This window comes from Pseudomonas sp. D8002 (assembly GCF_013385695.1).
In the GTDB taxonomy this organism is placed as follows: domain Bacteria; phylum Pseudomonadota; class Gammaproteobacteria; order Pseudomonadales; family Pseudomonadaceae; genus Aquipseudomonas.
Genome location: NZ_JACAPM010000048.1, coordinates 1 through 25,401, shown reverse-complemented (window position 1 = coordinate 25,401; position 25,401 = coordinate 1). Strand labels below are relative to the sequence as shown.

The following is a 25,401-nucleotide window of genomic DNA, read 5'->3' as shown; positions in this document are numbered from 1 at the left end:
TCGCTGTAAGAGCGAAACCATAGGTGGCCGTTACCGAAGAAACGGATATGTACCCAATCAATCACCCCACCATCTCCCGAACCCGATACCACAACATCCCCAACGCCAACAGCGGCGAACGCAACACCTTCCCCCCGGGAAACGTCATATGCGGCACCTGGCTGAAAATATCCAACCCTTTACTCTGCCCCGCATGAATTCCTTCCGCCAATAACCGCGCACACCAATGCGTCACGTTAAGGCCATGCCCCGAATACCCCTGGGCATAGAACACATTCGGGTGCTGCTTCAACCGCCCCACCTGCGGAAACCGGTTAGCCGTAATCCCAATCTTCCCCCCCCACTGAAACTCAATCGCCGTATCCACCAACTGCGGAAAAACCTTGAGCATCTTCGGCCGCATATACCCCGCGATATCCACCGGATCACGCCCCGAATAATGACAAGCCCCCCCAAACAACAAGCGCCGATCCGCCGAAAGGCGGTAATAATCCAACCCCACTTTCTGATCACACAACGCCAGGTTCTGCGGAATCAACTGATCAGCCACCCCAACCGACAGCGGCTCGGTCGCAATGATGTAGCTCCCCGCTGGCAACACCTTGCCGCTCAACTTCGGCTCCAATTCCTCCAGATGCGCATTGCACGCCAGCACCAGGCTACCGGCGCGCACTCTGCCAAACTCGCAACGCACCTGCACCGTGTCGCCATGGATCAACTCCAGCACCGGGCTGTCTTCAAAGATCCGCACCCCAAGGGATTCGGCCACTCCAGCCTCCCCCAGCACCAGGTTCAACGGGTGCAGATGCCCGGAGCCCATGTCCACCAGGCCACCGGCATACAAGCCTGAGCCAACCACCTGCGCCATATCCTGCGATGCCACCAACCGCGTTTCAGGCGCATACCCCAAGGCAGCCAGGCTCTCCAGCTCCCCCTGAAACGCCGCAAACTGCGCCGGCGTATTCGCCAACTCGCAAAACCCCCAGCGCAAATCACAGTCAATCCCGTGCTCGCGAATCCGCTCCCCCACCAGCGCCACCGAATCGATCCCGGCCTGCTGCAGGTAACGCACGCCCTCCTCCCCCACGTACCTGGCAAAGCCCGATACGTCATGCCCAATCCCGCGAATCAACTGCCCGCCATTGCGCCCGCTGGCGCCCCAGCCAATCCGCCGGGCCTCCAGCAGGATCACCGACAGCCCGCGCTGGGCCAGTTCGATGGCGGTGTTGACCCCGGTGAACCCACCGCCGATCACACACACATCGGCGGTCAGGTCAGCCCCCAGCGCTGGGCGCCGGGGCATGGCGTTGGCCGAAGCCAGGTAATAGGAACGAGCGTGGTCGGAGGAGGAACGGTTCATTTGTTGGTCTTCACTTTGCTCCAGGACCGCGTCATCAAGCGCATGACGGCGGGCGTCGGGGTGGTGGAAATGTAGAGTTTGTCGAGCACTTCCTGGGACGGGTAGATCTCGGGGTTGTTCACCAGCTCGGGGGCCATGAAGGCCTTGGCCGCCGGGTTCGGGTTGGCGTAGCCGACGCTGGCGCTGACCTTGGCGATCACTTCAGGGTCCAGCAAGTAGTTGATGAAGGCGTGGGCGGCTTTCGGGTTGGCGGCGTCCGCCGGGATGGCCAGCAGGTCGAACCACAGGTTGCTGCCTTCCTTGGGGATCGAGTAGGCGATGTTCACGCCGTTCTTGGCTTCCTTGGCGCGGTTGGCCGCCTGGAACACGTCGCCGGAATAACCGAAGGCGACGCAGATATCACCGTTGGCCAGGTCCGAGATGTACTTGGAGGAATGGAAATAAGTGATGTACGGCCGCAGGGTCAGCAGCTTGGCCTCGGCCTGTTTGTAGTCTTCGGGATTCTCGCTGCGCGGGTCCTTGCCCATGTAGTTGAGGATCGCCGGGAACAGTTCATCCGCCGAGTCGAGGAATGCTACGCCGCACTCGTGGAGCTTCTTGATGTTCTCCGGTTCAAACAGCACGGCCCACGAATCGATATGGTCGATGCCCAACACCTGCTTGACCTTGTCCACGTTATAGCCGATGCCGTTGGTGCCCCACAGGTACGGCACCGAATGCTCGTTGCCCGGGTCGTTTTTCTCCAGCAGCTTGAGCAGCTTGGGGTCGAGGTTCTTGAAGTTGGGTAGCTGCGAACGGTCCAGCTTGAGGAACGCGCCGGCCTTTACCTGGCGCGCCAGGAAGTGGTTGGACGGCACCACCACATCGTAGCCGGTACGGCCGGCGAGCAGTTTGCCTTCCAGGGTTTCGTTGGAGTCGAACACGTCGTAGATCACCTTGATCCCGGTCTTGGCCTGGAAGTCGGCCAAGGTGGTCTCACCGATGTAGTCGGTCCAGTTGTACACACTGACCGTCTGCGCGGCGTGGCCCGCGCTGCTGAACAACGCCGCCAAGGCCAGCGGGAGAAGCTTTTTCACCAGACGCATATCGACACCCCTTTGCTTGATTGATTTTTATGTATTCATCCAGCCATTCTGCCCGTAGCAGCTGTCGAGCCTTGGCGAGGCTGCGTAGCGTTGTATCAGACACAATTGCGGTGGGCCCGACGCAGCCTCGCTAAGGCTCGACAGCTGCTACGGACGAGTCGTCAGACGCTCAGCAGCAGGAATTCACGTTCCCAGGAGCTGATCACCCGCTTGAAGTTCTCGTGTTCGGCGCGCTTGACCGCGACGTAGCCGCGCACAAACTTGTCTCCCAGGTACTGCTTGACGGTGTCGCACTCTTCCATGCGCGCCAGGGCGTCTTCGATGGTGATCGGCAGGCGCAGGTTGCGGCGTTCGTAGGCACGGCCTTCCACCGGGGCGCTGGGCTCGACCTTTTCGATCATGCCGAGGTAGCCGCACAGCAGGCTGGCGGCGATGGCCAGGTACGGGTTGGCGTCGGCGCCCGGCAGGCGGTTTTCCACGCGCATGGCGTCGGGGCTGGAGCTCGGTACACGCAGGCCGACGGTGCGGTTTTCTTCGCCCCACTCGACGTTGACCGGTGCCGAGGTGTCCGGCAGGAAGCGGCGGAACGAGTTGACGTTAGGCGCAAACATCGGCAGCAGCTTGGGGATGTACTTCTGCAGGCCGCCGATGTGGTTGAGGAACAGTTGGCTCTTGTTGCCGTGCTCATCGACAAACACCTGCTTGCCGGTGGCGATCTCCACCACGCTCTGGTGCAGGTGCATGGCGCTGCCGGGCTCGTCGGCCACCGGTTTGGCCATGAAGGTGGCCGCCACGTTGTGCTTGAGTGCAGCCTCGCGCAGGGTGCGTTTGAACACGGTGATCTGGTCGGCCAGGTCCAGGGCATCGCCGTGGCGGAAGTTGATTTCCATCTGCGCCGGGCCGTCTTCATGGATCAGCGTGTCGAGGTCCAGGCCCTGGGCTTCGCACCAGTCGTAGACGTCTTCGAACAGCGGGTCGAACTCGTTGGCAGCGTCGATGGAGAACGATTGGCGGCCACTTTCGGCGCGACCGGAACGGCCCAGCGGGGTCTTCAGCGGCAGGTCCGGGTCTTCGCAGCGCTGGGTCAGGTAGAACTCCATCTCCGGCGCGACAATCGGCTGCCAGCCCTGGTCGGTATAGAGTTGCAGGACCTTTTTCAGCACGTTGCGCGGCGACAGTTCGATGGGGTTGCCCTGCTTGTCGAAGGTGTCGTGGATCACGATGGCGGTGGGCTCGATGGCCCATGGCACCACGTAGGTGGCGTTGGACACCGGGCGGCAGATCATGTCGATGTCGGCCGGGTCCAGCAGGTCGTAGTAGATATCGTCGTCGACAAAGTCCCCGGTTACCGTTTGCAGCAACACACTTTCCGGCAGGCGCATGCCTCGCTCATGCAGGAACTTGTTGGTGGGCGAAATCTTGCCGCGTGCGATGCCAGTCAAATCACTGATCACGCATTCGACTTCGGTAATCTTGTGTTCTTTCAGCCAGGCGGACAGCTGATCGAAGGGGGCGTTCATAAGGACCTCGTCATGGGTTGGATGCTGCGCCGCGGGCTTCCCTCGCGGCGCATTGAGGTCTATCTTGGGCCAGCCGTCCAACGGCATCTATCCACTTTGCGCCAACCACAACGCACCAATAGAGTGCGCCCAGGTTACCCATGACACAGGCAACAGCTTTGCGCGTACAGGCCTTCACCACCGGTGATGTGGCCGCTCAATGCAGTGCGACACCCGGTTGGGTGCAGCAGTACCAGCAGATGTCCCCAGGGCATTTCGCCGGGCAGATCCGCTACCTCGACCTGCAAGGTGTCGAGGTGTACGAAGAGCGGATGAACACCCGGGTGGAGCAGAACTTCAACGCGCCGCCGGGTTCCCTGGCGTTCTGTTTCGATGGCAGCGACAACGCGCTGTACGTGCTCAATGGCGAAAGCCGCAACACCTGGATCACCCCGGAAAACTACCGCGAAGTGGCAGTGGTGTTCGGGCCGCAGTTTGTCCAGCGCCATGGTCTGGATGTGGCGAAGCTGGAGGGGTTGTTCATGGCCCCGCTCAACTCCCTGCAAAACCCGTTGTTCAGCCGCTGGCTCAGCGGCACGCTGACGCGGCTGTCGGCGACGCTTGACCCGCCGAGTCGTGATGCGCTGACTCAGCAGTTACTGGACGACTGCCTGTTCATCCTCGACAACGCCTGCGTGTGCCTCGACAAGGGCTCATTGCAGCGACGCACCGAGGAGCGAATCATCATGGCGCGCATTGGCGAATGGGCGGCGGATGTGCCGGATGAAACCGTCAACCTGCTGCAGCTGGCGCGCATTGCCGGGGTGCCGTTGCGCCAGTTGCAGCACGGGTTCAAGACGTATACAGGGATGAGCCCGGCGCAGTGGTTGCGGTTGCGCCGGTTGAACAGTGCACGGCGGGAGTTGTTGAGCCCGCCGTCAGTGGACACCACCGTGGCGGAGGTGGCGATGAATTGGTCGTTCTGGCATTTGGGGCGTTTTTCCAACAGTTATCGGGCGTTGTTTCAGGAATTGCCCAGCGAGACCCTGAAGCGCCAGAGGTAAATGTAGGAGCGGGCTTGTGTGGGAGCGGGCTTGCTCGCGAATGCGGTGGGTCAGTCAATAAATCTGGCACTGATACACCGCCTTCGCGAGCAAGCCCGCTCCCACATTTGAAGATCGTTCCCACGCGGAGCGTGGGAACGATCAGGTCCGAAGAAACGCCAGCATCAACTGATTCACCCGCTCCGCCGCCTCCAACTGCACCATATGCCCCTGCCCCGGCAGTATCTCCACCTGAGCGTCCACCCCTTGGGCATGGCTCGCCGGGATGATTGCATCATCACTGCCCCAGATCACCAGGCTCGGCTGCTGCCCCACCACACTGCGCAAATCCACCAACTGCCGACCACCGCTGAACAACGCCCCGGTGATCTGCCGCAACGCCTGCTCCACACCCTCCAGGCGCTTGAACTTGAGCATGTCTTCCAGCATCTGCCGGGTCACCAGCGCCGGGTCGCTGAACAGTTGCACCAGTTGCGGCTTGAGTGCATTGCGATTGCTCGCGTCGATAAAACCTTGCAGGTAGTCACTGTTGATCTGCGTACCCAATCCAGCGCTGGCGATCAGGGTCAACGACGCCACACGCTGCGGTGCCACCCGCGCGAGGTTCAGGGAAACCAGCCCGCCCATGGAATGCCCGGCGAGGTGTACCCGGTCAACCTTCAGATAATCCAGCAGTGCCAATACCGCCTGGCTCAGCTCCTCAAGCTCGCCCGTTTGCAGGTACTTGCCCGACTCGCCATGCCCCGGCAAATCCAGGGCGATCACCCGCCGCTCAGCCGCGAGCACCGGGTGATTGAACAGCCAGTTATTCAGGTCGCCACCAAAACCGTGCACCAGCACCAGCGGTGTGCCGCCCTCCCCGAGGTCCAGATAGCGCAGCAGGCGCCCGCCCACCTCGACCTTCTGTGCCGATGGCCCGCTGGCTTCAGCCTCGGCGGCACTGGAAACGAACCCCGCCTGGAACGCCTCGATCACCCCATCAATCTCGGCCTCGCTGGCCTCGCCTTCCACCACGATTGCCAGCAATGCCCCCACGGGCAAGGTCTCATCGCTCTGGGCCAACACCCGCCGCAGCACCCCGCTGAAGGGTGCCTCGACACTGCTGGAAATCTTGTCGGTCTCGACATCCAGCACTTCTTCACCCTTCTCCACCGGGTCGCCCGGCTGCTTGAGCCAGACATCAACCCGGCCCTCGGTCATCGACAGCCCCCACTTGGGCATGGTCAGTGTATGGATCATGCGGCATTCCTCTTGTCGGCGATCTTCAGCACCGCAGCTTCGATCTTCGCCGCGTTGGGGATGTACAGGTCCTCCAGGGCATCGGAGAACGGCACCGGCGTGTGAGGCGCGGTGACCATTTCGATCGGCGCGCGCAGGAAGCCGAACGCCCGTTGCGCCACCAATGCACTGATGTCCGTGGCAATCGAGCAACGTGGGTTGGACTCGTCGATCACCACCAGGCGCCCGGTTTTCTCCACGCTTTCAAGGATGCTGTCTTCGTCCAGCGGGCTGGTGGTGCGCAGGTCCAACACTTCGCAGTCGATACCCTGGCGCGCCAGATTGGCGGCGGCTTCCAGGGCGATGTGCACCATGCGCCCGTAGGTCACCAGGGTTACATCGTTGCCTTCACGCACGTAGTTGGCTTCGCCGAACGGCACGGTGTACAGCTCTTCCGGCACTTCGCCCTGGAGGCTGTAGAGCATTTTGTGTTCGAGGAAAATCACCGGGTCGTTGTCGCGGATCGCCTGGATCAGCATGCCCTTGGCGTCATAGGGCGTGGCCGGGCACACCACCTTGAGCCCGGGAATATGCGTCCACATCGAGGTGAGCATCTGCGAATGCTGGGCCGCCGCACGCAGGCCGGCGCCGTACATGGCGCGCACCACCAGCGGCGTGGTGGTCTTGCCACCGAACATATAGCGAAACTTCGCCGCCTGGTTGAGCAACTGGTCGAGGCAGCAGCCGATAAAGTCGACGAACATCAATTCGCACACCGGGCGCATGCCTCGGGTGGCGGCGCCGACGGCCATGCCTACATAGCCGACCTCGGAGAGCGGCGCGTCGAGCACGCGGTCGGGGAATTCCGGGTACAGGCCCTTGGTGACGCCGAGCACGCCACCCCAGGCGTCCTGTTCACCGGGCGAACCGGTGCCGCCGGACACGTCCTGGCCGATGATGAACACGCTCTGGTCGCGGCGCATTTCCTGGGCCAGGGCTTCGTTGATTGCCTGCTGATAGCTGATTTTTCTAGCCATGATGACTTCTCCACGGATTGTTTTTGTAGTGGGTGGCGGTTAGCGGTAGGCGACGTAGACATCGCTGAGCAGGTCGGCGGCCTGGGGTTTGGGATCGGACTTGGCCAGGCGCACGGCGTCTTCGATCAGCTGCGCGACTTCGGTGTCGATGCGTTCGAACTGAGCCGCGTCGAGCCAGCCTTCAGCGGTGCAGCGCTGGCGAAACAGGCTCAGGCAGTCGCCGGTTTCCCGCAGGTTTTTCACTTCGTCCGGGCCGCGATAGGTTTGCGCATCGCCTTCGAAGTGGCCGTAGAAACGGCTCAGTTTGACCTCCACCAGCGTCGGCCCTTTACCGCTGCGGGCACGCTCTACCGCGACGCCGAGGGCGGCGTGCACGGCAAAAAAGTCGTTGCCGTCGACAATCACCCCCGGCATGCCAAAACCCACGGCACGCTCGGCAATGTCCTTGCAGGCCACCGACCAGCCGGACCCGGTGGCTTCGGCATAACCGTTGTTCTCGGCCACGAACAGGCACGGCAGGTTCATGATCGAGGCCAGGTTCATCGCTTCGAACACCGCCCCCTCGTTGGAGCCGCCGTCGCCGAAAAACGCGACCGCCACCCCCGCGCTGCCCTTGAGCTTGGCCGCCAGGGCCGCACCGGCCGCCAGCGGCGCCCCGGCACCCACAATGCCGTTGGCGCCGAGCATGCCCTTCTCCTGGTCGGCGATGTGCATGGAGCCGCCCTTGCCGCCGCACACCCCGGTTTTCTTGCCGTAGATCTCGGCCATCATGCCGAACACGTCCACACCCTTGGCGATGCAATGGCCGTGGCCACGGTGGTTGGACGCGATGCAATCTTCATCGTTGAGGTGGGCCATGACCCCGGCGGCGCTGGCCTCCTGGCCGGCATACAAATGCACGAAACCGGGAATCTCGCCGGTGGCGAATTCCACGTGCAGGCGTTCTTCGAAATCACGGATGGTGCGCATCACGGTGTAGGCATGGAGCAGTTGATCGGTGGACAGGTGAGTGGACATCTTGTTGTTCTCCAGGTTGTCTCGACACACAAAAGGCTGGATCAGGCCAGCTGCAAGGCACTCAGCACGGCCTGTGCCAATCCGCTGGAAAACCCGGAAAAGCCTTGACCCAGAGCAGTTGTCTGGAAGCGTGGACGTGCCACTGTGGGCCGTTCAATGAGACGCGCCGTTGCAACCTGCCCGCAGCGTCTGCGGCGCAATGAGACGCTGCGTCTCACCTCGGGCAGTTGGTCAGGCCGGCCTTGTTCCTCCCGGCCCATGGGCGCTTAATGGCGGGCATAACAACAAGGATCGAGAACCGGAGGCTTCCATGCTCGCCGTGAACTCCAAGGACCATGTCGACTGTGTCAGCCGCGTGGTACGCAACGCCGACCGCCTGCCCCAGGCTCCGGTGCCGTCGCTGATTTTTGATTCCTGGCGCCGCTCCATGGAGCAGCACCACCTCGACCCCGGTTCCCTGCAAGGGCCGCGCATCCTCACCAGCACCCTGCTCAAGGAATGCCGCGAACGCGCCGAGCTGTTCATGCGCATCGCCAGTGAGGAAGTCGGGCAGATTCACAACCGGGTGCGCCACGCCGATTACTGCGTGATGCTCACCGACGCCCAGGGCCAGACCATCGACCACCGCGTGGACGCCGGCATTCGCAACGACTGCCGCAAGGCCGGCCTGTACCTCGGCACCTGCTGGTCGGAAGCCGAGGAAGGCACCTGCGGCGTGGCCACGGTGCTGACCAGCAAGGCCGCGGTCACCGTGCACAAGCGCGACCACTTTCGTGCGGCGTTTATCGGCCTGACCTGCTCTGCCGCCCCCATCTTTGATCCCCAGGGCAACCTGCTGGGCGTGATGGACGCCTCCGCCCTGAAATCGCCGGATGACCGGCGCAGCCAGCACCTGGTGCGGCAGATGGTGGCGCAAAGCGCGCGGGCCATCGAGAACGCGTTTTTCATGCACAGCGCCCGGCAACATTGGGTGTTGCAGGCCCACAGCACGCCCGGTTACGTCGACAGCCAGCCGGACATGCTGCTGGCGTGGGATCAGGATGGGCGGCTGCAAGCCTTGAACAGCAAGGCGCGGCAGGCCCTGAGGTTGCGCTTCGGGCAATTGCCGGAGCATATCGGCGAAGTGTTTGACCTGGACGCGTTGCGCGCCGTGACCGATCAATCGACGCAGCAGTTGCATTGGCTCGGCGAGCCGGGGGCGTTGCAGGTACGGGTCAGCGCGCCGCGGCGTAAGGCTGCACGTACGACGGTGTCTTCGAGTCATCAGGTAGACCCGCGAGTAGAAGAACATCTGCGCCTGGCCGTGCGGGTCAAGGACCGCAACCTGCCGGTGCTGGTCCAGGGCGAAACCGGCGCCGGCAAGGAAGTGTTTGCCCGCCAGTTGCATGAACGCAGTGCCCGTCGCGACGGCCCCTTTGTGGCGGTGAACTGCGCGGCGATCCCGGAAAACCTGATCGAGAGCGAACTGTTCGGCTACGTGGCCGGAGCATTTACCGGTGCCTCCAGCAAGGGCATGACCGGGCTGCTGTTGCAGGCCGATGGCGGCACGTTGTTTCTCGACGAGATCGGCGACATGCCGCTGGCGTTGCAGACGCGACTGCTGCGGGTAATGGCCGAAGGTGAAGTGGCGCCGCTGGGCGGGGCAAAAACCCGGGCGGTGGATATCCAGGTGATCTGCGCCAGCCATCGGGACTTGGCGGCGCTGGTGAGTGCTGGAAGCTTTCGCGAGGATTTGTATTTCCGGTTGGGCTGTGCGCGGTTCTGTGTGCCGCCATTGCGCGAGCGCATGGACAAACTGGCATTGATCAATCGGCTTCTGGAGCAGGAGGCGCGGCACAGCGGTGTTGCGGTCGGGATCGCGGCAGCGGCGCTGGAGTCGCTGCTGGGTTATGCCTGGCCGGGGAATGTGCGGCAACTGCGGCATGTATTGGCATACGCCTGTGCGGTGTGCGACGGCGGGACAATTCAACTGGCGGATTTGCCGGTGGAAGTTCGTGGTGACGCGGTTGCGGTGGAAACATCGGAAAGCGTCAGCCCGGAACGGCAGTTGGTGCTGGACGCACTGATTCGGCATCGATGGAAGCCGCTGGCGGCGGCGCAGGCGTTGGGGATTTCCAGGGCGACCTTGTATCGGCGGGTTAACCAACTGGGTATCGACATGCCCGGCAAGCACTGACCCAACACGGTCAAAAATGTGGGAGCGGGCTTGCTCGCGAAGGCGGTGTACCAGTCAACATTTCCGGTGACTGACACTCCGCCTTCGCGAGCAAGCCCGCTCCCACATTTTTTGACCGAGTGATTCCGCCGGCTCAGCGGTACAGAATCCCGCCATCAATCAACGGCGATTGCCCGGTCATGTAATCCGAATCCGGCCCCGCCAGGTACGACACCAGCCCCGCCACATCCTCCGGCGTTTCCGCCCGGCCCAACACAATCCCGTCCACATACTTCTTGTACGTCGCCCCCACCTCGGCGCCGGTAATCTCGGCCATGCGTTTGTCGATCTCGACCCACATATCCGTGCCCACCACACCCGGGCAGTAGGCGTTGACGGTAATCCCGTCAATGGCCAGTTCCCTCGCCGCGGCCTGGGTCAGCGCACGCACGGCAAACTTGGTGGCCGAGTACACCCCCAGCAGCGCAAAGCCTTCATGGCCGGCAATCGAGCAGGCATTGATGATCTTGCCCTTCTGCTTCAGCGCCTTGAATTTCTTGCCTGCGGCCTGGATGCCCCAAAGCGTGCCCTGCACGTTGATACGCAGCGTGCGGTCGACCTGTTCCGGGGTTACGTCCAGCAGTGCGTCAATCTGTGCGATGCCGGCGTTGTTGACGATGATGTCGAAGCCGCCCAGGGTCTGGTGGGCATGGTCCACCGCCGCGACCACTTGCTCCAGCTTCGAGACATCGGCGACATACACCGAGGCCTTGCGCCCCAGTGCAACCACCTCGGCCGCCACCGCTTCAATCTTCGCGCTGTTGATGTCCACCAACGCTATGTCGGCGCCATCCCGCGCCAGGCGCAGGGCGATGGCCCGGCCGATGCCTTGCCCGGCGCCGGTCACCAGTGCAACTTTTCCAGCGATACTCATGACGATCTCCTTCAACGGTGAGAGAAGTCTTGTCTATCGCAGTTGCCAGGGGCCGCTGTCGAGCAGCAGCAGGATTGATCTGCGGGCTGAGACGGGTCGTCTCAAAGCGAACCATTCTCGAAAACTTGTAAAACGCCGCCGTTATGCCTAGCTTATGCGCCCTCCGCTCTGCGCTCTCAGGCCTTCCCCCATGGTTTTGCGTCTTCGCCCCGCTGCCCCTTCACGTTTTGCCCTCGGCCTGTTGCTCAGCGCAGGTATTGGAAGCAGCCAGGCGGCTGATATCGAGCTGCCGGAGGTGAAGGTCCAGGGCCAGGATGAATCCGGCTATAACACCGACACCGCGTCGGTGGGCGCTTTCAATGAGGCGCCGTTGCTCGACACGCCGGCCTCGATCGCGGTGTTCAACGAGTCGTTGATCAAGGACCAGCAGGCGCGCTTGCTCAGCGAAGTGCTGCGCAATGACGCCTCGGTGGGCGACAGCTATGCGCCCATCGGCTACTACGAAAACTTCGTGGTGCGCGGTTTCTCGCTGAATGCCGCCAGCAGCTACAAGATCAATGGCCGCACCATCACCGGCGAGCAGAACGTTGCCCTGGAGAACAAGCAGCGCGTGGAGCTGCTCAAGGGATTGTCGGGTATGCAAAGCGGGATTTCCGAGCCCAGCGGCGTGATCAATTACGTGACCAAGCGCCCGGAGGATGTGCGCTCGGTGACGGTGTCCACCGATGATCGCGGCAGTGGTTACCTGGCCACCGACGTGGGCGGCTGGTTTGGCAGCGAGCAGCAGTTCGGCCTGCGCGCCAACGTGGCCCATGAAGACCTGCATTCCTATGTCGAACATGCCAATGGCCACCGGGATTTCCTGTCCCTGGCGTTCGACTGGAACATCAGCCCCGACGCGGTATTGCAGCTGGATGCCGAGTATCAGAACAAGCAACAGCGCTCGGTGCCGGGTTATCAGTTGCTGGGCGGGACCGAGGTGCCGCACGACGCGTCGCCGAAAAAACTGCTGGGGCATCAGAGCGGTGCGAATCAGGTAGGGATTGATTCGCTGAACCTCAACGGCAAGTTTGAATATCGCTTCAGTGACCAGTGGAAAGGCAGCGTCAGCGCGGCGCGCAGCAAGGTGGTGATTGATGATTACAGTTCGTTTGCGTGGGGCTGCTACGGGTCCGCGAGCTGTGCCGGGGCCAAGGTACCGAACTACTTCAGCCCGGAAGGCAACTACGATATCTATGACTTCCGCAGCCCTGATGACACCCGGCGCGATGATGAAATCCAGGCCGCGATGACCGGGTTGTTCAATACCGGTGGCCTGGGGCATGAGTTGACGTTTGGCAGCAGTGCGTTTCGGCGAGTGGTGGACAAGCGCGAATCGGTCAACGAGATGATTGGCTCCGGCAATATCAATCAGGACCCGGAAAACTTCGCGCCCACCGATAAGCCCCTGAACGATAGTCATCGCAACCTCGACAGCCGCCAATACGGCCTGTTCGTCACCGACCGCATCAGCTTCAACGAGCAATGGCAGACCATCGTGGGCGGCCGCGAAGTGCGCCTGGACGAAAAGGCTTTCGATGATCAGGGCAACGAGTCGCGCCACACCCGGCAGTATGTGTTCCTGCCCCAGGCGGCGCTGATCTACAAACCGATTGAAAACCTGTCGCTCTACACCAGCTACAGCAAAGGCCTGTCCCTGGGCGGTACCGCGCCGTGGTTTGCCCTGAATAAAGATGAAACCCTCGCCCCGACAGTTTCCCGCCAGATCGAAGCCGGGGTGAAATACGACTGGCGCCGCATCAGCTTTGCCGCCGCGATCTTCCAGACTCGCCAGGCCTATCAGTACGCCAGGCCGGATGACGCCGGCGACTACACCTACGTGCAACAGGGCGAGCAGAAAAACACCGGCCTGGAATTGTCCGCCAACGGCTGGGCCACCCAGCGCTTGCAGATCGCCGCCAGCGTCGCGGCCATCCGTGCACGGGTGACGGGCAGCGGCACGCCGGAATACGAAGGCCATCAGGCGATCAACGTGCCGAAACTGCGGGCCAGTCTGTACGCCGACTACGCCCTGCCCTGGGTCGACGGCCTGGCGCTGCTCGGCGGCGTGCAATACAGCGCCAACAAGTACGCCAATCGCACCGGTGATGTGGAAGTGGGCGACTACGCCATCGTCAACGTCGGCAGCCGCTACACCACCAAACTCGATGGCTATGAAACGGTGTTTCGCCTGAGCGTCGACAACCTGTTCGACAAGCGTTACTGGCGCGATGCTGGCGAATACATGGGCGATGACTACCTGTTCCAGGGTGCGCCGTTGACGGCGCGCTTGAGTGCCACGGTCAATTTCTGACGGTACGCGGGATCGCCAGGCATAGCGCCGCCAAGGCGCACACCAACAGGGTCCAGCCCAACTGCTGGACCCAGGCTGCCAGGGTCAACCCCACCCCGATCACCAGGTAATACAGCAAACCGAACAAGGCACCGGCGGTGCCAAGGCGGTCGCGATAAGCCGTGAGTGCCGCCCCCAAGACATTGGGAATCGCCATGCCGAAGGCCATGACCACCAACAGCATCGGCAACACGAACAGCCAACGGTCCTGTAACAGCACCACCAGCACGCTGCCCACTAACATCACGCCACCGGCTGCCAGCACCAGCTGTTCGCTGCCGGCCCCGCGCTTGAGCAACCCCTTGTTGAGCCAGGCCCCAAGCCCCGAGCCCAACGCCAGCAGGACGCCGCTGTAGCCGAACTGCTCGGCAGACAACCCCAGGCGCTGGAACACAAACGGCCCCAGGCTGTAATAGCTGAACAGCGCGATATTGAAGACCGCGACCAGCCCCACCGAACGCCACAGCGCCGCATCCTTGAGCATCAGGCCCAGGGTGCCGCGCAACGACGCTGTGGGCAGCGAGGCCGGGCGGGTTTCCGGCAAGGCCCACAGGCACCAGGCCAATAACGTCAGCGCCAGCAGCAACAAGCCTGTGAGCACCCCGCGATAGCCAAAGTGCTGCACCAGGCCCGCGCCAGTGAACAGGCCAATGGCGGGGCTGGCCGCCAGGGCAATGCCCACGACTGAAAACACCTGCGCCAGCCCGGCACCGCTGAAGCGGTCGCGCAGCACGGTTTGCGTCACCACCGACCCCACCGCCGCACCAAACGCCGCCACCGCCTGGGCCAGCAACAGGCCGTTGAACGAACGCACGCCCAAGGCCAGCGCTGTGGCCGCGCCATAAAGGGCCAACCCGGCCAGCATCACCGGGCGCCGGCCGAAGCGGTCACACAAGCGTCCCCACACCACGACCCCGAACGCGAAGGCCAGAAAGTACACCGACAAGGTCTGCCCCGCCGCCTCGGGCCCTACCGCAAACGCCTGGCCGATATCCGCCAGCGCAGGGCTATACAGGGTTTGTGCGATTTGCGGGAACATCAGCAGCGCCACCGCCAGCACCAGCAAGTTTTTCAACATCATCCAGACGCTCTTCACGAGTAAACAGGCCAGGGAGTCTAAACAGGGGCAGCTGGCGTATTATCCAGACTTCGACACCTTATCAATGAAATCGGACATCCCATGGCATGGCTGGCGGCGCAGACACCTTTCGATCCCGACCGCTTCGACGCGCCCGTGGTGGGCATCGCCGCCCTGCTGGGTGATCACGACTCCGGTGTACATCAGCATCAGCGCGGGCAATTGCTGTTCACCCAACAGGGCTGCACGCGCATTACCCTGGCCAACCAGCTGTGCCTGTTGCCGCACACTCGGGCAGCGTGGATTCCCGGCGGTGTGCCGCACCGGGCAGTGATGCAACAGACCGTGGATTACCGTTCGGTGTATGTCAGCCCGGCATTGGCCGGGCAGTTGCCGGCACAAGTGCGGGTGATTGAGGTGAGTGCGCTGCTGCGGGCGGTGCTGGAGCCGATGGCAATGGCGGCGTTCGACACCGATTGGCAACAGGGCAAATACGCGCATTTGCTGGCGCTGTGCCTGAGTGAAATCCGCGAGGCAGTCGAGCAACCGCTGCTGCTGCCCCTGCCCACGGACAAACGCCTGGCGCCGTTATTGCAGAACCTCGACGCGCTGCCACCGGAGCTGCAAGCCTTGCAACGCCAGGTGGCCGCCAGCGGCAAAACCATCGGCCGGATCTTCCAGCGGGAAACCGGCATGGGCTATCAGCAATGGCGCCAGCAGTGGCGCCTGATGCGCGCCATCGAGTTGCTCGCCACCGGGCGCAGTCTCGGGTACTGCGCCTTTGAGTTGGGCTTTGCCAGTGACAGTGCGCTGATCGCCTTCTTCAAGGCCATGACCGGCGCCACGCCACGGGGTTACTTCAAGTGAATGCCGACTGGCTGTAACCCGGTGGTAGATCGGCTTCATTGATCGTTCCCGCGCTCTGCGTGGGAATGCATCCCGTGACGCTCCGCGTCACCCGTACGCAAGACTTGAGCCTTGCATCGCCCGCTGGACGCAGAGCGTCCGGGGCGGCATTCCCACGCAGAGCGCGGGAACGATCAGTCATCCCGGCGTCTTGTCGGGTTATTTAGGCATCTTGCGAAAACCCACCGCCAGACGGTTCCAGCTGTTGATGGTGGCGATCGCCACGCTCAGGTCGACTTGCTCTTGCGGGCTGAAGTGGGCGGCCAGTTCGGTGAAGTCTGCATCCGGTGCGTGGGTCTGGCTGAGCAGGGTCAGGCTTTCGGCCCAGGCCAGCGCGGCACGTTCACGGGGGGTGAAGAACGGCGTTTCACGCCAGGCCGACACGGTGTACAGGCGGCGCTCGGTCTCGCCCCCCTTGCGGGCGTCGGCGGTGTGCATGTCGAGGCAGAAGGCGCAGCCGTTGATCTGCGACACACGCAGGCGCACCAGTTCCAGCAGCGGCAGTTCGATGGACAGTTTGCCGACGGCAGCCTCCAGGGCCAGCATGGCTTTCATGGCGTCCGGGGAAGCGGTGTAGAAGTCGGTACGAGCTTGCATGGTGATACTCCAGAACAGTGGGGATTGGTGTCTAGAGTAGTGACGAGGGGGCATTGGACAAATAGCCAATCCGGGGAAAGATCAGGTAGCCAATGGGGCCAATCCTGACGATCACCCCGGCCCTGCGCCTTCACCGCGAAACGCACTGGGGCTCAGCCCGGTCCAGCGCTTGAACGCCCGCCGAAAACTGCGCACATCGCTGTAGCCAACTTCCTCGGTGATCCGTTCGATGGACAACCCCGGGTTGCTCAGCAAGCCCATGGTCCTTGCCCTGCGCACCTGTTCCAGCAAGCCCTCGAACGTCAGCCCATGCTCGGTCAGGCGCCGGCGCAAGGTACGCCCGCTCATGTTCAAGTCACTGGCGACCTTTTCCAGCTGGCTGCCCTGCAAATCCCGGGAAATCGCGCGCTCCACCGCCTGGATCAAATCCATTTTCTGATGCAGTTGCGCGCTTTCCAGTTCCAGCAGTTCCAGGGCCTGGCGCAAGGCCAGGGCATGGTGATTGGGCAGCCGCACGTCCAGCCAGTGGCTGGCCAGGACCATGCGGTTATGCAGGCAGCCAAAACGCACATCCGTACCTAACAGTTGGTGATAGTCAGCGACATAGGTGGGCGCGGCGTGGATAAATTCGACCCGCAGCGGCATGAAACCCTCGCCCACCAGGGCGCGGCCATACACCATCAGGCTGGCGAAAAACTCCTCGGCGGCAAACACCTGCACCTCGGCGTAGGGCAGCAGGCATTCGATATCGACGAAAACTTCTTGGGGGCCTTCATGGGTGCGCGAGGTGGCGATACCACCGGAGGTGTGCTGATGACGTTCCCCGATGGCAAACGCATCGCGCAACGTCTTGCACAGTGAAATCACATGGCCGAGCAGGCCCAGGGTGCCGAGTACGTTCTGATGGCCTACCCACAGGCCCAGCCCCTGGTCGGGCAACACCTTGAGTGCACGCTGGATCATCGCTACCGCCTGGCGATAGGAAATGCGCTGGGCCGGGTCGTCCAGGTCGGCCAGGGTGAATCCCAGGCCACGGCACAGGTGCTCGGCGCTCGCGCCTTTTTGCGCGACCACTTGGCCGAGGGTTTGCAACAGAAATGGCGAGACCAGGGCCAGATCATAGTGCGGATCAACGGCTTTCCTTTGCATGGATCTTCGATTCCCGACTGAGTGCTTCAGTTCTTGTTTTGGAAACATCCTGACAATCATAGGCTCTTGCAAGAACTGCTGCACTCTGGATGAAAGCTGTCCGCCAAAGTCCCCCTATATGGCCGCCAATACCCTGCCCCGCTGGCCGTTCAGGGCTTATTTCTATAGGCAGCGTCGTCCTGATAATAATAATGAGCCCAGACATGAACACGACCCGTGCGTTTTACCCCGTGCAACTCGCCCTGTTGACCCTCATCAGCCTGCCGGCCCTGGCCACCGAAGGCGGCGTCGACAACATCGGCCCCGGCACCGATGGCTTCTACATCCTGCCGCTGGACGTCAACAACCTGCCCGACCACATGTTCGCCTTCAACATCTATTACAACCATTACGAAGCCAGGAAGCTCGATATCAGCTCGTTGGGTGGCAAGGTGCCGGACGTGAAGATCAAGTCCGACGCGATCATCCCGCGCCTGGATTACCTCAGCCCGTTGCGGGTATTCGGCGGGCGCCTGGGCGGCTACATCGCCCAGCCGTACCTGAAGCAACAGGTGTCGCTGTTCGGCATGTCCGACACCCGGGAAAGCATGGGCGACACCACCGTGGCGCCGATCATCCTCTGGGACCTGGGCAAGAACCTGACAGTGGGCACCGCCCTGGAAATCACCCTGCCCACCGGCGAATACGACGCCACGCGCCTGGCCAATACCAGCAACAATTTCTACACCTACAAACCGTTGGTGTCGGCGACCTGGATGCCCAACGAGCGCACTGAGCTGTCGATCAAGACCACCTACAGCTTCAACAAGGAAAACCCCGACACCCATTACCGGTCGGGGCAGATTTTTCACTTCGACTACTCGGCCAGCTACAAGGTGACGGATAACCTCAGCCTTGGGCTCAACGGCTACTACCTCAAGCAGACCACCGACGATAAGCAATACGGGCATACCGTGGTGAACATCTATGGCGAAGATGTGGATGACGGGGTCAAGGGCCAGGTGTTTGCGATCGGTCCGGCGGTGTATTTCACCTTCCTCAAGTATGCGAGTGCCGAGGTGCGCTGGGCCAAGGAGTTTGATGTGCAGAACCGGCCGGAAGGCGACATGTTGTGGGCGAAGCTGACGATTCCGTTTGCCTTGTAAACCCGACAAAAACTGTAGGAGCGAGCTTGCTCGCGAAAAACGTCAACGATAACGCGGGCTGTCTGGATGAACGCGTCGTCCTCGGGTTTTTCGCGAGCAAGCTCGCTCCTACAGTGGGACGGCGTTGTCAGGTGTAGACCGGCCAGGTATCGACGATTTTCCCGCCCCGCACTGCCAGCAAATCCCCGAACTGCAACAGCACGAACTCACTCTGGGTCGGACGCAGGAACACCTGGTCTTCCACGTTCAGCCCCACCTTGGGCGAACCATTGACCATCTCCTGATTGGAGCTGCGCCCGTACAGGTCATTGCTCTGCAAGCCCCTGGGCGATTCAAACTCCGCCATCCAGTTGCCCCCATAAATAAAGAACGTGGCGCGCTGATTCGCATCCCACCACGAGAACAACCGCGACTTGCCGTCCAGCGCCGGAATGTCCACCGGCCCGGTGCTTTTCAACACGGGCGTGGCGATATAGGCCGCCGGCACATGCTCGCTCAGCGACGGCAAGTCATAGTGCGTCGGCTTGAGCAACGCCGTGCCCACCGACACCTCGCTGCTGAGCTTCTCCTGCTCGTGAATGCGATAGCTCGGGCTGCCTGCCGTATTCAACGTCAGCCCGTCGCGCCACAGCGGCGCAAAGTGCTGGCGGGTGTAATCCACATAGCCGTTGTAGCGCTGCATGACTTTGTCGAACAGGTCCTGGGGCGAGCCGAGAATCCCCGGCACGCCCATGCCCACGAACGGGTCGTAGCCCATGAACCCACTGAATTCCAGCTGCTGCGGATGAGCGCTGATCAGCGTGAGCATTTGCCCCAGTACCGCGTTGTCGCTGATGCCGCCGCGATGCAGGCCCACATCCAGCTCGATATTCACCCGCAGTTTGGTGCCCAGCCCCTGGGCCAGCGCCAGGTATTGTTGCAGGCGCTGGGGCGTGTCCAGCAGCCATTGCAGCTGGCGGGACGGGTCGAACGGGCCCTTGTGGGTTTGGTAAAACAACTCGGCGGAACGCACCGGCAACGGCTTGCCCAGCAGGATGTCGGCGTCGGGAAACACCTGGGCGTCGTGATTCAGAAATGGCTGATGAAACGACATCAAGCGCTGGGTGCCGGCTCGCTTGGCGATGTACGCCAGCAGCCCCGGCGACGGCAGGGATTTCTCCACCAGCCGCAGATGTTTGCCGCCGCGCTGCACTGACTGCATCACCACGTCGATGTTGTGGTCCAGGCGATCGAGGTCGATCAGCATCACCGGGCGCATCGGCCCATGGGCCTTGAGTTCCTGGTTGAGGCTGCGGAAATACTCGGTGTAAGGGCTGCCCCGGTCGCCCGGCCTCAGCAAGATGGCACCACCCACCAGCAACACGCCGGTGCCGAGCATGAAATGTCTGCGGTTCATCAGGCCACTCCCAGAATAGACGACAGGTGCGCATTGAGGAATTTGCCGCTGGGGTCCAGCTCGCGGCGCACTCGGGTAAATTCCTCCCAGCGCGGATACAGCGGCTGCAAAGTGCGCGCATTGAGGGTGTGCAACTTGCCCCAGTGCGGGCGACCGGCGTATTTCCAGAAGATCGGTTCTACGGCGGCGAAGAAGTTGTGGTGGTCCATGGTGTAGTGCTGGTGCACGGAAATCGAACAGCTGTCGCGGCCCTCGAACATGCTCAGCGGAATGTCATCGGCCTTGACGTAGCGGTACTCGATGGGAAACCAGGTGCGCAGGTCCTTGTCGTTGATCAGCTTGAGGATTTCCCGCAGGCACGCCGGCCCGTGCTCGGCGGGCACCGAATATTCCATCTCGTTGAAACGCACGTTGCGCACGTTGGCGTACACCTGGAACGACTCGGCCACGCGGTCATCGAAGCTGGCAAAAAAGCGCAGGCTGTTGAGCAAGGTACGCCGGGCCTCGGGGAAATCGCTGCCGTATTTGTCGAGTTTCTCGATGATCGACACAAACTCGTTGCCGCCCGCCTCCGCCGGGTCGATGGGCGGGGTTTCGGGGTCGGTGGTTTCGTTCAGGGCGATGGACAGGGCGTAGTCGGAATGGGTCACCACGAGCATTTCCCAGTGCTGGTTTTCCCGGGTGTTCTTAGCCACGTCCTCCAGCAGTTCTTCAGTCTTGGCGATCCACTGGCGCTCCCTCAGGCGGTACGGTGCGCGGTTTTGCAGGCGGACCTGGGTGGCCACGCCGAGGGCCCCGAGGGACACCCGCGCGGCACTGAACACCTCGGGGTGGCGCTTGGCGTCGCATTCCAGCACCTCACCCTGGGCGGTCACCAGTTGCAGGCCGGTGACGCAACCGGAATATGAGGTGAAGCCCACACCGGTGCCATGAGTGGAAGTGGAGATCGCCCCGGCCAGGGTCTGGTAGTCGATATCCGCCATGTTCGGCAGCGCCTGCCCGACGTCTTTCAAGGCCTGGCCCATGCGCGACATCGGCGTGCCGGCGGCGAAGGTGGCCTGCACGGTTTGCGGGTCGTGATCCAGCAGGCCATTGAAGTAACTCAGGGACAGCAACGTGCCGTCGGTGGGCACCAGGGCACTGAACGAATGGCCCGAGCCCACCGGCCGCACCTTGCCCGGTGCCTGGCCGATGACCTGCACCAGTTCATCAAGGTTCTTCGGCGCCAGCCGCGCCAGGGGCAGACAGGTTTGCGCCCCCGACCAATTGCGCCACGGAATCAGCCGCGGTGCCCGGGCCAGCTGGGCCAGTACCGGGTTACTGGTCAATGCCATGAACGCGCCGGCTACCGCGCCGCGCTGCAATAATTCTCGCCGTGAAAGCCCCATCGCCTACCCCGTTATTCTTATTGGATGTGTTGACCCGACATAAAGCTGATCAGCCCCAGGAATTGCGCTTCGGAGCACTGCACGCACAGCCCCATCGGGGGCATGCCGTTGTAGCCGTTGATGGTGTGGTCCAGCAGGGTTTCCGGGCCCTGGGCGATGCGCGGGCTCCAGGCCGGGCCGTCACCGGTCAGCGGCGCACCGGAGGCCGGGTTGGCGTGGCACAGCTTGCAACTGGTGTCGTAGACCTGGGCCAGGGCTGCGTCGCTCGGCATGGCATTGGCCGCCGTGGCACGTTCGGGGGGATGTTTCGGTTTGTCGCCACAGGCTGTCAGCAGGCAGGTCACGGCCAGCAGCAGACTGATGCGACGGGGGTTGATTGCCCGCATAGCCACCTTCTCTCTTATTGTGTGAAAGCGTGATCCACACTAAGGCAGCCAGGGCGCGGCGTTGAGGGTATTGGGGGACAGAAAGGGGGGCTTGGGCGGACAGTTGATTGAGCCGCAACGCCGATCAAATGTGGGAGCGGGCTTGCTCGCGAATGCGGTGTGTCAGTCACAAAATTTTTAACTGATACACCGCATTCGCGAGCAAGCCCGCTCCCACCGTTAGAATCGAGGTGGGCTTAGAAGGCTATACCGACCTTGAACCCATACTCGTCACGCTTGAGCTTGGTGTTGTCGGCCACGTACGAATCGTCATCGAGCTTGTACTCGGTGCGGGTGTAGTACAGGCCCGCCATCACTGGCAGATCGCCTTTCTGGTTCATCAGCAGGCTGACTTCGGCGTACGGGTTGGTGCGGTCCTTGAGGTCCACGGTGTCGCTGCCGATGCCGTCGACCTTGAGCTTGGCGCGGCCGTCGATGGTATGGCGGGCGCCCAGTTCAACACGCATGGTCATGTCGTCGAACTGGTGGTTGTAGCCCAGGGCCGCCTTGGCGAACGGCGATTTGTTGGTGAGTTTCATGTCGTAGTCGCCCGAGTCCGGCTCGTAGCGGGTCCAGCTGTAGCCGCCCCCCACCAGCACGTCGACGAAGTTGCGCGCATCCAGCGCGGCACGCCAGCCGAGGTCGAGGTCGGCCTGGCCTTCCTTGAGCTTGTTGTCGCTCTTCTCGCCGTACTTGGCTTCGATACCGGCCTGGTAGATAAAGCCGGATTCAGCCGTCAGCTTGTTGCCGAAGTTATAGAACAGGCCGGCTTCAGGCATGTGGTCCTTGTCGCTTTGGCTACCGCCTTCGAGTTTGAAGTCGTTGTAGCTGCCGAGGATCCCGAAGGTGGAAATCGGGTCGGTCGGCGCTGCGGCGAACACCACACCAGGTGCCGCGATCAAGGCCAGGACCGAGGAATTCTTGAGGATCTTTCCGAATAGTTTGGACATCGTTTTACGTCTCCATTGCAGGTGGCAAATTATTCAGGAAACGCTTCGAACCCTCGTTTTGGCGAAAGGTTCGAATTAATTTGCACCTTTTTCGAGGTAAAACGGTTCAGCGAAGGCTCTATATCAAGCGTCTTGGACGTGAGCCAGCAAACGACCGAGAATTGACCGCAACTGCGGATGCACCGGCAGGCGAATGCCAAAGCTGGCCTGCAACAGGTTCAGCAACTCTTCGACGTCCTCGATTGCACGCTTTTCGCTAGCCCGGTCCAGGTAGTGAATCGCGTACTGGCCGTTGTTCAGCGTGCGGCGAAATCCCGGGCCAATCAGTGCGACTTTCAGCTGGCCGAGGAACGGCGAATCCGGGTGGGTGGAGACGTACCAGTTACCGATCTCGTAGTCGAAGTGTGACTGCACCTGCAGGTCGAACACATATAAGCCGCGCCACTCACCGGCGACCTGCGCCCACAAGGTGTAGCTGCCCTCGTTCAGGCTCAGGCGATAGGGTTCATGGGCGGTGGCCTGGGTGGCATCGGTGTCCAGTTGCAAGGGACTGGTGGGCACCATGCCACCAAAGCCGACATCACTGATGTAACGCACGCCGTCCAGGGTCACCAGGCTCAGCCGATGGGTGCGCGCCGTCAGTGCATCGGGTGGCCCCCCCATCACCACACGGCCGGTAATGCCCCGCGCCTCGAAGCCCAACTCCTGCAACAAGGCCAGGAACAGCTGGTTCAGCTCGTAGCAATAACCACCACGGCCGTCGAACAGGACTTTTTGTTCGACGCTCGGCAAATCGATCGGCACCGGTGCGTGCAGCAGGGTCGACAGGCTTTCAAACGCGAAGGTGCTGACATGGCGCAACTGCAGATCCTGCAGGGTTTGCAGGGTGGGCGGAGGCGGCGTGTCGTAGCCCAGACGTTGCAGGTAGAGGCGGCTGTGGGTCAGCTCTGGCATGACGCAATCCTGGAGTCGGTGGCGAAAGCACCACTAATACCCTGACGGCGGTTATTTGCCAATTGTGGGTTGAATCAAATGCAAGCCCTCAGATGCACAAACTTTCTGAACCTTTCTGAACTGATTTATATCCATTCACTACAAGACAGGGAGGCATCATGAGTACCGCAATGATCTACACCATCCACTACTTGCTACACGGCGAACCAAAAACCTTTGTGGTGCGTGCCGAGGTCATGAACAACGCCGAAGCGTGGCATTGGGCGGCCGTTGACGCCGACATTGCCCACGTGGGGCGCATAGGCCGGCCGGGCCACGAGCGGGTGAAAAAGACCACTCGTCCCTGGGCGGAGAAGTTCGGCATCACCGAGGTGACATGGACAGCCCCGAAACGGCTTGGTTGAGGAATAAAAAGCCCCGCACGACGGCGGGGCTTGTTTCACTTTTTCAGATCACCGAGGGGATCATAGGCCGGCTTCTTGCCGGTTTTTTCTGGCTTGTCCAACGGGGCAATGGCGGGGCCTACCGGGTCGACCTGTGGATCTGCGACGTCCGGGGAATCGGGGTCGAAACCCAATTCGTCCTTGCCGCTGGAATGCTCGGATGAATGCGGGCCGCTTGTACGATTAGTCATAACTACCTCCTTGGCGCGCCGGGTCTACAGCGGGCGGGCCTTGTCGTGCAGGTTTTCCAGGTCTTCCTCGACCTGCTCTTCTTCGTCTTGCCGTTCGGCCGGGTCGTTGGGGCGCAGGGCGTCGTTGTCACGTTCCTCTTCGCCGGGGGTGCGGTCGGGGTTGGGTGTGCCGGGCGGCTGTTGCTGGTACCGGGTCATGGTTCACCTCACTTGGGGGTCGGTTGCCTACAGGGGTTAGAGAAATTGCGCTGATCCATCGTTCAACCTGATTACCGTCACTCCGACGGGTGAAGCATGAGAAGATGCTGGCCGGCGTTATAACCCTACTTGTGCCATGGAGACTGACCCTGGATGTTTGAGCTCAAACCGTGCGACCCGATTGTTTTTCGCCAGCAGACGCGACGCAGTACGTTGATAGTCGCGGGGTTGTTTGTGGTGTTGGCGATGGTGCTTTCCAGCCTGGCGGTGATGCTGTTTGGTGAGCCTGGGGGGGATAATTTTCGCTTTAATGTGGGCGGGGTGTTTGCCGGGGTGTTGATTACCGTAGGGCTGGTGCGGGGGCCGTTCTGGAACCAGGCCTGGTTCGCGCCGGCGGTGTATGGGTGGCAGCTCAAGCGCAGCCTGATGAGTGTGACGAATGTGATGCACAAGGTGACTGACGGGGTGAAGGCGAATGATCCGGTGGCGATCAAGTTGCTGCGGTTTTATCACCTTGGGTTGATGCAGATGCACGAACTGGACGCCAATTCGAGTTCTCAGGCGCAGTTGGTGCGCGAGGTTGATGAGCACCTGGAGAGGATGCGGGGGTTGGGGATTGAGCCTGACCAGACGCGGCTGGATCCGGATTGGGTTGAGGCTGTGAAGGCTCGCTGATTGGGGGGCATATCCGTTATTTGGGTGATGGCTGATATTGGTTCCGCTCTTACAGCGGCTCACTTTTGAACAGCGCAAAAGTAAGCAAAACGCTCTTGCCCCACCACTCGGCCCCTCGCCTAGGCTCGGTGTGCCCTCCCTCCGG

24 protein-coding genes are annotated in these 25,401 nt (G+C 61.9%); 7 read left to right on the top strand and 17 right to left on the bottom strand.

Going from position 1 to position 25,401, the window contains the following annotated elements; translation table 11 throughout:
* Positions 1-61: 61 nt before the first annotated feature.
* The 3 genes from HX807_RS25990 to HX807_RS25980 all read right to left on the bottom strand — a co-directional run bounded on the left by HX807_RS25990 (position 62) and on the right by HX807_RS25980 (position 3,965).
* On the bottom strand, positions 62-1,360 hold the full coding sequence (locus HX807_RS25990) for an FAD-binding oxidoreductase (RefSeq protein WP_177051539.1): 1,299 nt from the start codon (positions 1,358-1,360) through the stop codon (positions 62-64).
* Positions 1,357-2,445 carry a polyamine ABC transporter substrate-binding protein gene (locus tag HX807_RS25985; protein WP_003219153.1) on the bottom strand — a complete coding sequence of 363 codons (1,089 nt, stop codon included), beginning with the start codon at positions 2,443-2,445 and terminating at the stop codon, positions 1,357-1,359. The genes HX807_RS25990 and HX807_RS25985 overlap by 4 nt, the downstream gene beginning before the upstream one ends.
* A 161-nt stretch (positions 2,446-2,606) precedes the next feature.
* Positions 2,607-3,965 (bottom strand): glutamine synthetase family protein, encoded by a 1,359-nt coding sequence (locus HX807_RS25980; RefSeq protein ID WP_003219154.1) that lies wholly within the window; start codon positions 3,963-3,965, stop codon positions 2,607-2,609.
* 140 nt (positions 3,966-4,105) lie between these two features.
* On the opposite strand from HX807_RS25980, the gene HX807_RS25975 reads away from it, so the two are divergent.
* On the top strand, positions 4,106-5,008 hold the full coding sequence (locus HX807_RS25975; RefSeq protein WP_023658989.1) for a helix-turn-helix domain-containing protein: 903 nt from the start codon (positions 4,106-4,108) through the stop codon (positions 5,006-5,008).
* Between the two features lie 141 nt (positions 5,009-5,149).
* Here the strand turns inward: HX807_RS25975 and HX807_RS25970 are convergent, their stop codons facing one another.
* Genes HX807_RS25970 through HX807_RS25960 form a run of 3 tightly spaced genes read right to left on the bottom strand, consistent with a single transcriptional unit; the run spans position 5,150 to position 8,280 of the window.
* Positions 5,150-6,247, bottom strand: a complete 1,098-nt coding sequence (locus HX807_RS25970) for an acetoin dehydrogenase dihydrolipoyllysine-residue acetyltransferase subunit (RefSeq protein WP_177051537.1) — start codon at positions 6,245-6,247, stop codon at positions 5,150-5,152.
* Positions 6,244-7,263 (bottom strand): alpha-ketoacid dehydrogenase subunit beta, encoded by a 1,020-nt coding sequence (locus tag HX807_RS25965; RefSeq protein WP_003219158.1) that lies wholly within the window; start codon positions 7,261-7,263, stop codon positions 6,244-6,246. Before HX807_RS25965 ends, HX807_RS25970 begins: the two co-directional genes overlap by 4 nt.
* Positions 7,264-7,302: 39 nt before the next feature.
* Complete coding sequence (locus tag HX807_RS25960) at positions 7,303-8,280, bottom strand: thiamine pyrophosphate-dependent dehydrogenase E1 component subunit alpha (protein WP_003219159.1); 978 nt, start codon at positions 8,278-8,280, stop codon at positions 7,303-7,305.
* A 310-nt stretch (positions 8,281-8,590) separates the two neighbouring features.
* Between HX807_RS25960 and HX807_RS25955 the strand changes: the two genes are divergently transcribed.
* A complete protein-coding gene (locus HX807_RS25955) occupies positions 8,591-10,456 on the top strand; it encodes a sigma-54-dependent Fis family transcriptional regulator (protein WP_177029258.1) in 1,866 nt (621 codons plus the stop codon).
* Positions 10,457-10,589: 133 nt separating this feature from the next.
* On the opposite strand, the gene HX807_RS25950 is transcribed toward HX807_RS25955, so the two are convergent.
* Positions 10,590-11,369 (bottom strand): acetoin reductase, encoded by a 780-nt coding sequence (locus HX807_RS25950; RefSeq protein WP_177051535.1) that lies wholly within the window; start codon positions 11,367-11,369, stop codon positions 10,590-10,592.
* A 190-nt stretch (positions 11,370-11,559) separates the two neighbouring features.
* Here HX807_RS25950 and HX807_RS25945 point away from each other — a divergent pair, with 190 nt between their 5' ends.
* The gene (locus tag HX807_RS25945) at positions 11,560-13,722 is read left to right on the top strand and encodes a TonB-dependent siderophore receptor (protein WP_087694140.1); all 2,163 of its coding nucleotides are present in this window, start codon (positions 11,560-11,562) and stop codon (positions 13,720-13,722) included.
* Here HX807_RS25945 and HX807_RS25940 read toward each other — a convergent pair.
* On the bottom strand, positions 13,712-14,842 hold the full coding sequence (locus tag HX807_RS25940) for an MFS transporter (protein ID WP_003219178.1): 1,131 nt from the start codon (positions 14,840-14,842) through the stop codon (positions 13,712-13,714). The genes HX807_RS25945 and HX807_RS25940 overlap by 11 nt on opposite strands.
* A 99-nt stretch (positions 14,843-14,941) precedes the next feature.
* On the opposite strand from HX807_RS25940, the gene HX807_RS25935 reads away from it, so the two are divergent.
* Complete coding sequence (locus tag HX807_RS25935) at positions 14,942-15,706, top strand: helix-turn-helix transcriptional regulator (protein WP_177051526.1); 765 nt, start codon at positions 14,942-14,944, stop codon at positions 15,704-15,706.
* A 198-nt stretch (positions 15,707-15,904) separates the two neighbouring features.
* Here the strand turns inward: HX807_RS25935 and HX807_RS25930 are convergent, their stop codons facing one another.
* A complete protein-coding gene (locus HX807_RS25930; RefSeq protein WP_003219182.1) occupies positions 15,905-16,342 on the bottom strand; it encodes a carboxymuconolactone decarboxylase family protein in 438 nt (145 codons plus the stop codon).
* A 111-nt stretch (positions 16,343-16,453) separates the two neighbouring features.
* A complete protein-coding gene (locus HX807_RS25925; protein WP_003219184.1) occupies positions 16,454-17,491 on the bottom strand; it encodes an AraC family transcriptional regulator in 1,038 nt (345 codons plus the stop codon).
* A 203-nt stretch (positions 17,492-17,694) separates the two neighbouring features.
* Here HX807_RS25925 and HX807_RS25920 point away from each other — a divergent pair, with 203 nt between their 5' ends.
* Positions 17,695-18,636 carry a transporter gene (locus HX807_RS25920; RefSeq protein WP_003219185.1) on the top strand — a complete coding sequence of 314 codons (942 nt, stop codon included), beginning with the start codon at positions 17,695-17,697 and terminating at the stop codon, positions 18,634-18,636.
* A 127-nt stretch (positions 18,637-18,763) separates the two neighbouring features.
* Here the strand turns inward: HX807_RS25920 and HX807_RS25915 are convergent, their stop codons facing one another.
* The 5 genes from HX807_RS25915 to HX807_RS25895 all read right to left on the bottom strand — a co-directional run bounded on the left by HX807_RS25915 (position 18,764) and on the right by HX807_RS25895 (position 23,749).
* Positions 18,764-19,972 (bottom strand): DSD1 family PLP-dependent enzyme, encoded by a 1,209-nt coding sequence (locus HX807_RS25915; RefSeq protein ID WP_177051540.1) that lies wholly within the window; start codon positions 19,970-19,972, stop codon positions 18,764-18,766.
* Between the two features lie 59 nt (positions 19,973-20,031).
* The gene (locus tag HX807_RS25910; RefSeq protein ID WP_173883077.1) at positions 20,032-21,360 is read right to left on the bottom strand and encodes a D-arabinono-1,4-lactone oxidase; all 1,329 of its coding nucleotides are present in this window, start codon (positions 21,358-21,360) and stop codon (positions 20,032-20,034) included.
* 77 nt (positions 21,361-21,437) lie between these two features.
* Entirely contained in the window at positions 21,438-21,806 is a 369-nt protein-coding gene (locus HX807_RS25905; RefSeq protein ID WP_177051525.1) for a cytochrome c5 family protein, read from the bottom strand.
* 236 nt (positions 21,807-22,042) lie between these two features.
* On the bottom strand, positions 22,043-22,795 hold the full coding sequence (locus HX807_RS25900) for an outer membrane beta-barrel protein (RefSeq protein ID WP_003210885.1): 753 nt from the start codon (positions 22,793-22,795) through the stop codon (positions 22,043-22,045).
* Between the two features lie 123 nt (positions 22,796-22,918).
* Positions 22,919-23,749 (bottom strand): arylamine N-acetyltransferase, encoded by an 831-nt coding sequence (locus HX807_RS25895; RefSeq protein ID WP_177051524.1) that lies wholly within the window; start codon positions 23,747-23,749, stop codon positions 22,919-22,921.
* A 158-nt stretch (positions 23,750-23,907) separates the two neighbouring features.
* Here HX807_RS25895 and HX807_RS25890 point away from each other — a divergent pair, with 158 nt between their 5' ends.
* Positions 23,908-24,153 (top strand): DUF6555 family protein, encoded by a 246-nt coding sequence (locus HX807_RS25890; protein ID WP_023658994.1) that lies wholly within the window; start codon positions 23,908-23,910, stop codon positions 24,151-24,153.
* Between the two features lie 35 nt (positions 24,154-24,188).
* On the opposite strand, the gene HX807_RS25885 is transcribed toward HX807_RS25890, so the two are convergent.
* The gene (locus HX807_RS25885) at positions 24,189-24,383 is read right to left on the bottom strand and encodes a DUF6021 family protein (RefSeq protein WP_003210890.1); all 195 of its coding nucleotides are present in this window, start codon (positions 24,381-24,383) and stop codon (positions 24,189-24,191) included.
* Positions 24,384-24,407: 24 nt separating this feature from the next.
* On the bottom strand, positions 24,408-24,581 hold the full coding sequence (locus HX807_RS25880; RefSeq protein WP_003210891.1) for a hypothetical protein: 174 nt from the start codon (positions 24,579-24,581) through the stop codon (positions 24,408-24,410).
* 153 nt (positions 24,582-24,734) lie between these two features.
* Here HX807_RS25880 and HX807_RS25875 point away from each other — a divergent pair, with 153 nt between their 5' ends.
* Positions 24,735-25,256, top strand: a complete 522-nt coding sequence (locus HX807_RS25875; protein WP_003210892.1) for a DUF3087 family protein — start codon at positions 24,735-24,737, stop codon at positions 25,254-25,256.
* Positions 25,257-25,401 lie beyond the last annotated feature (145 nt).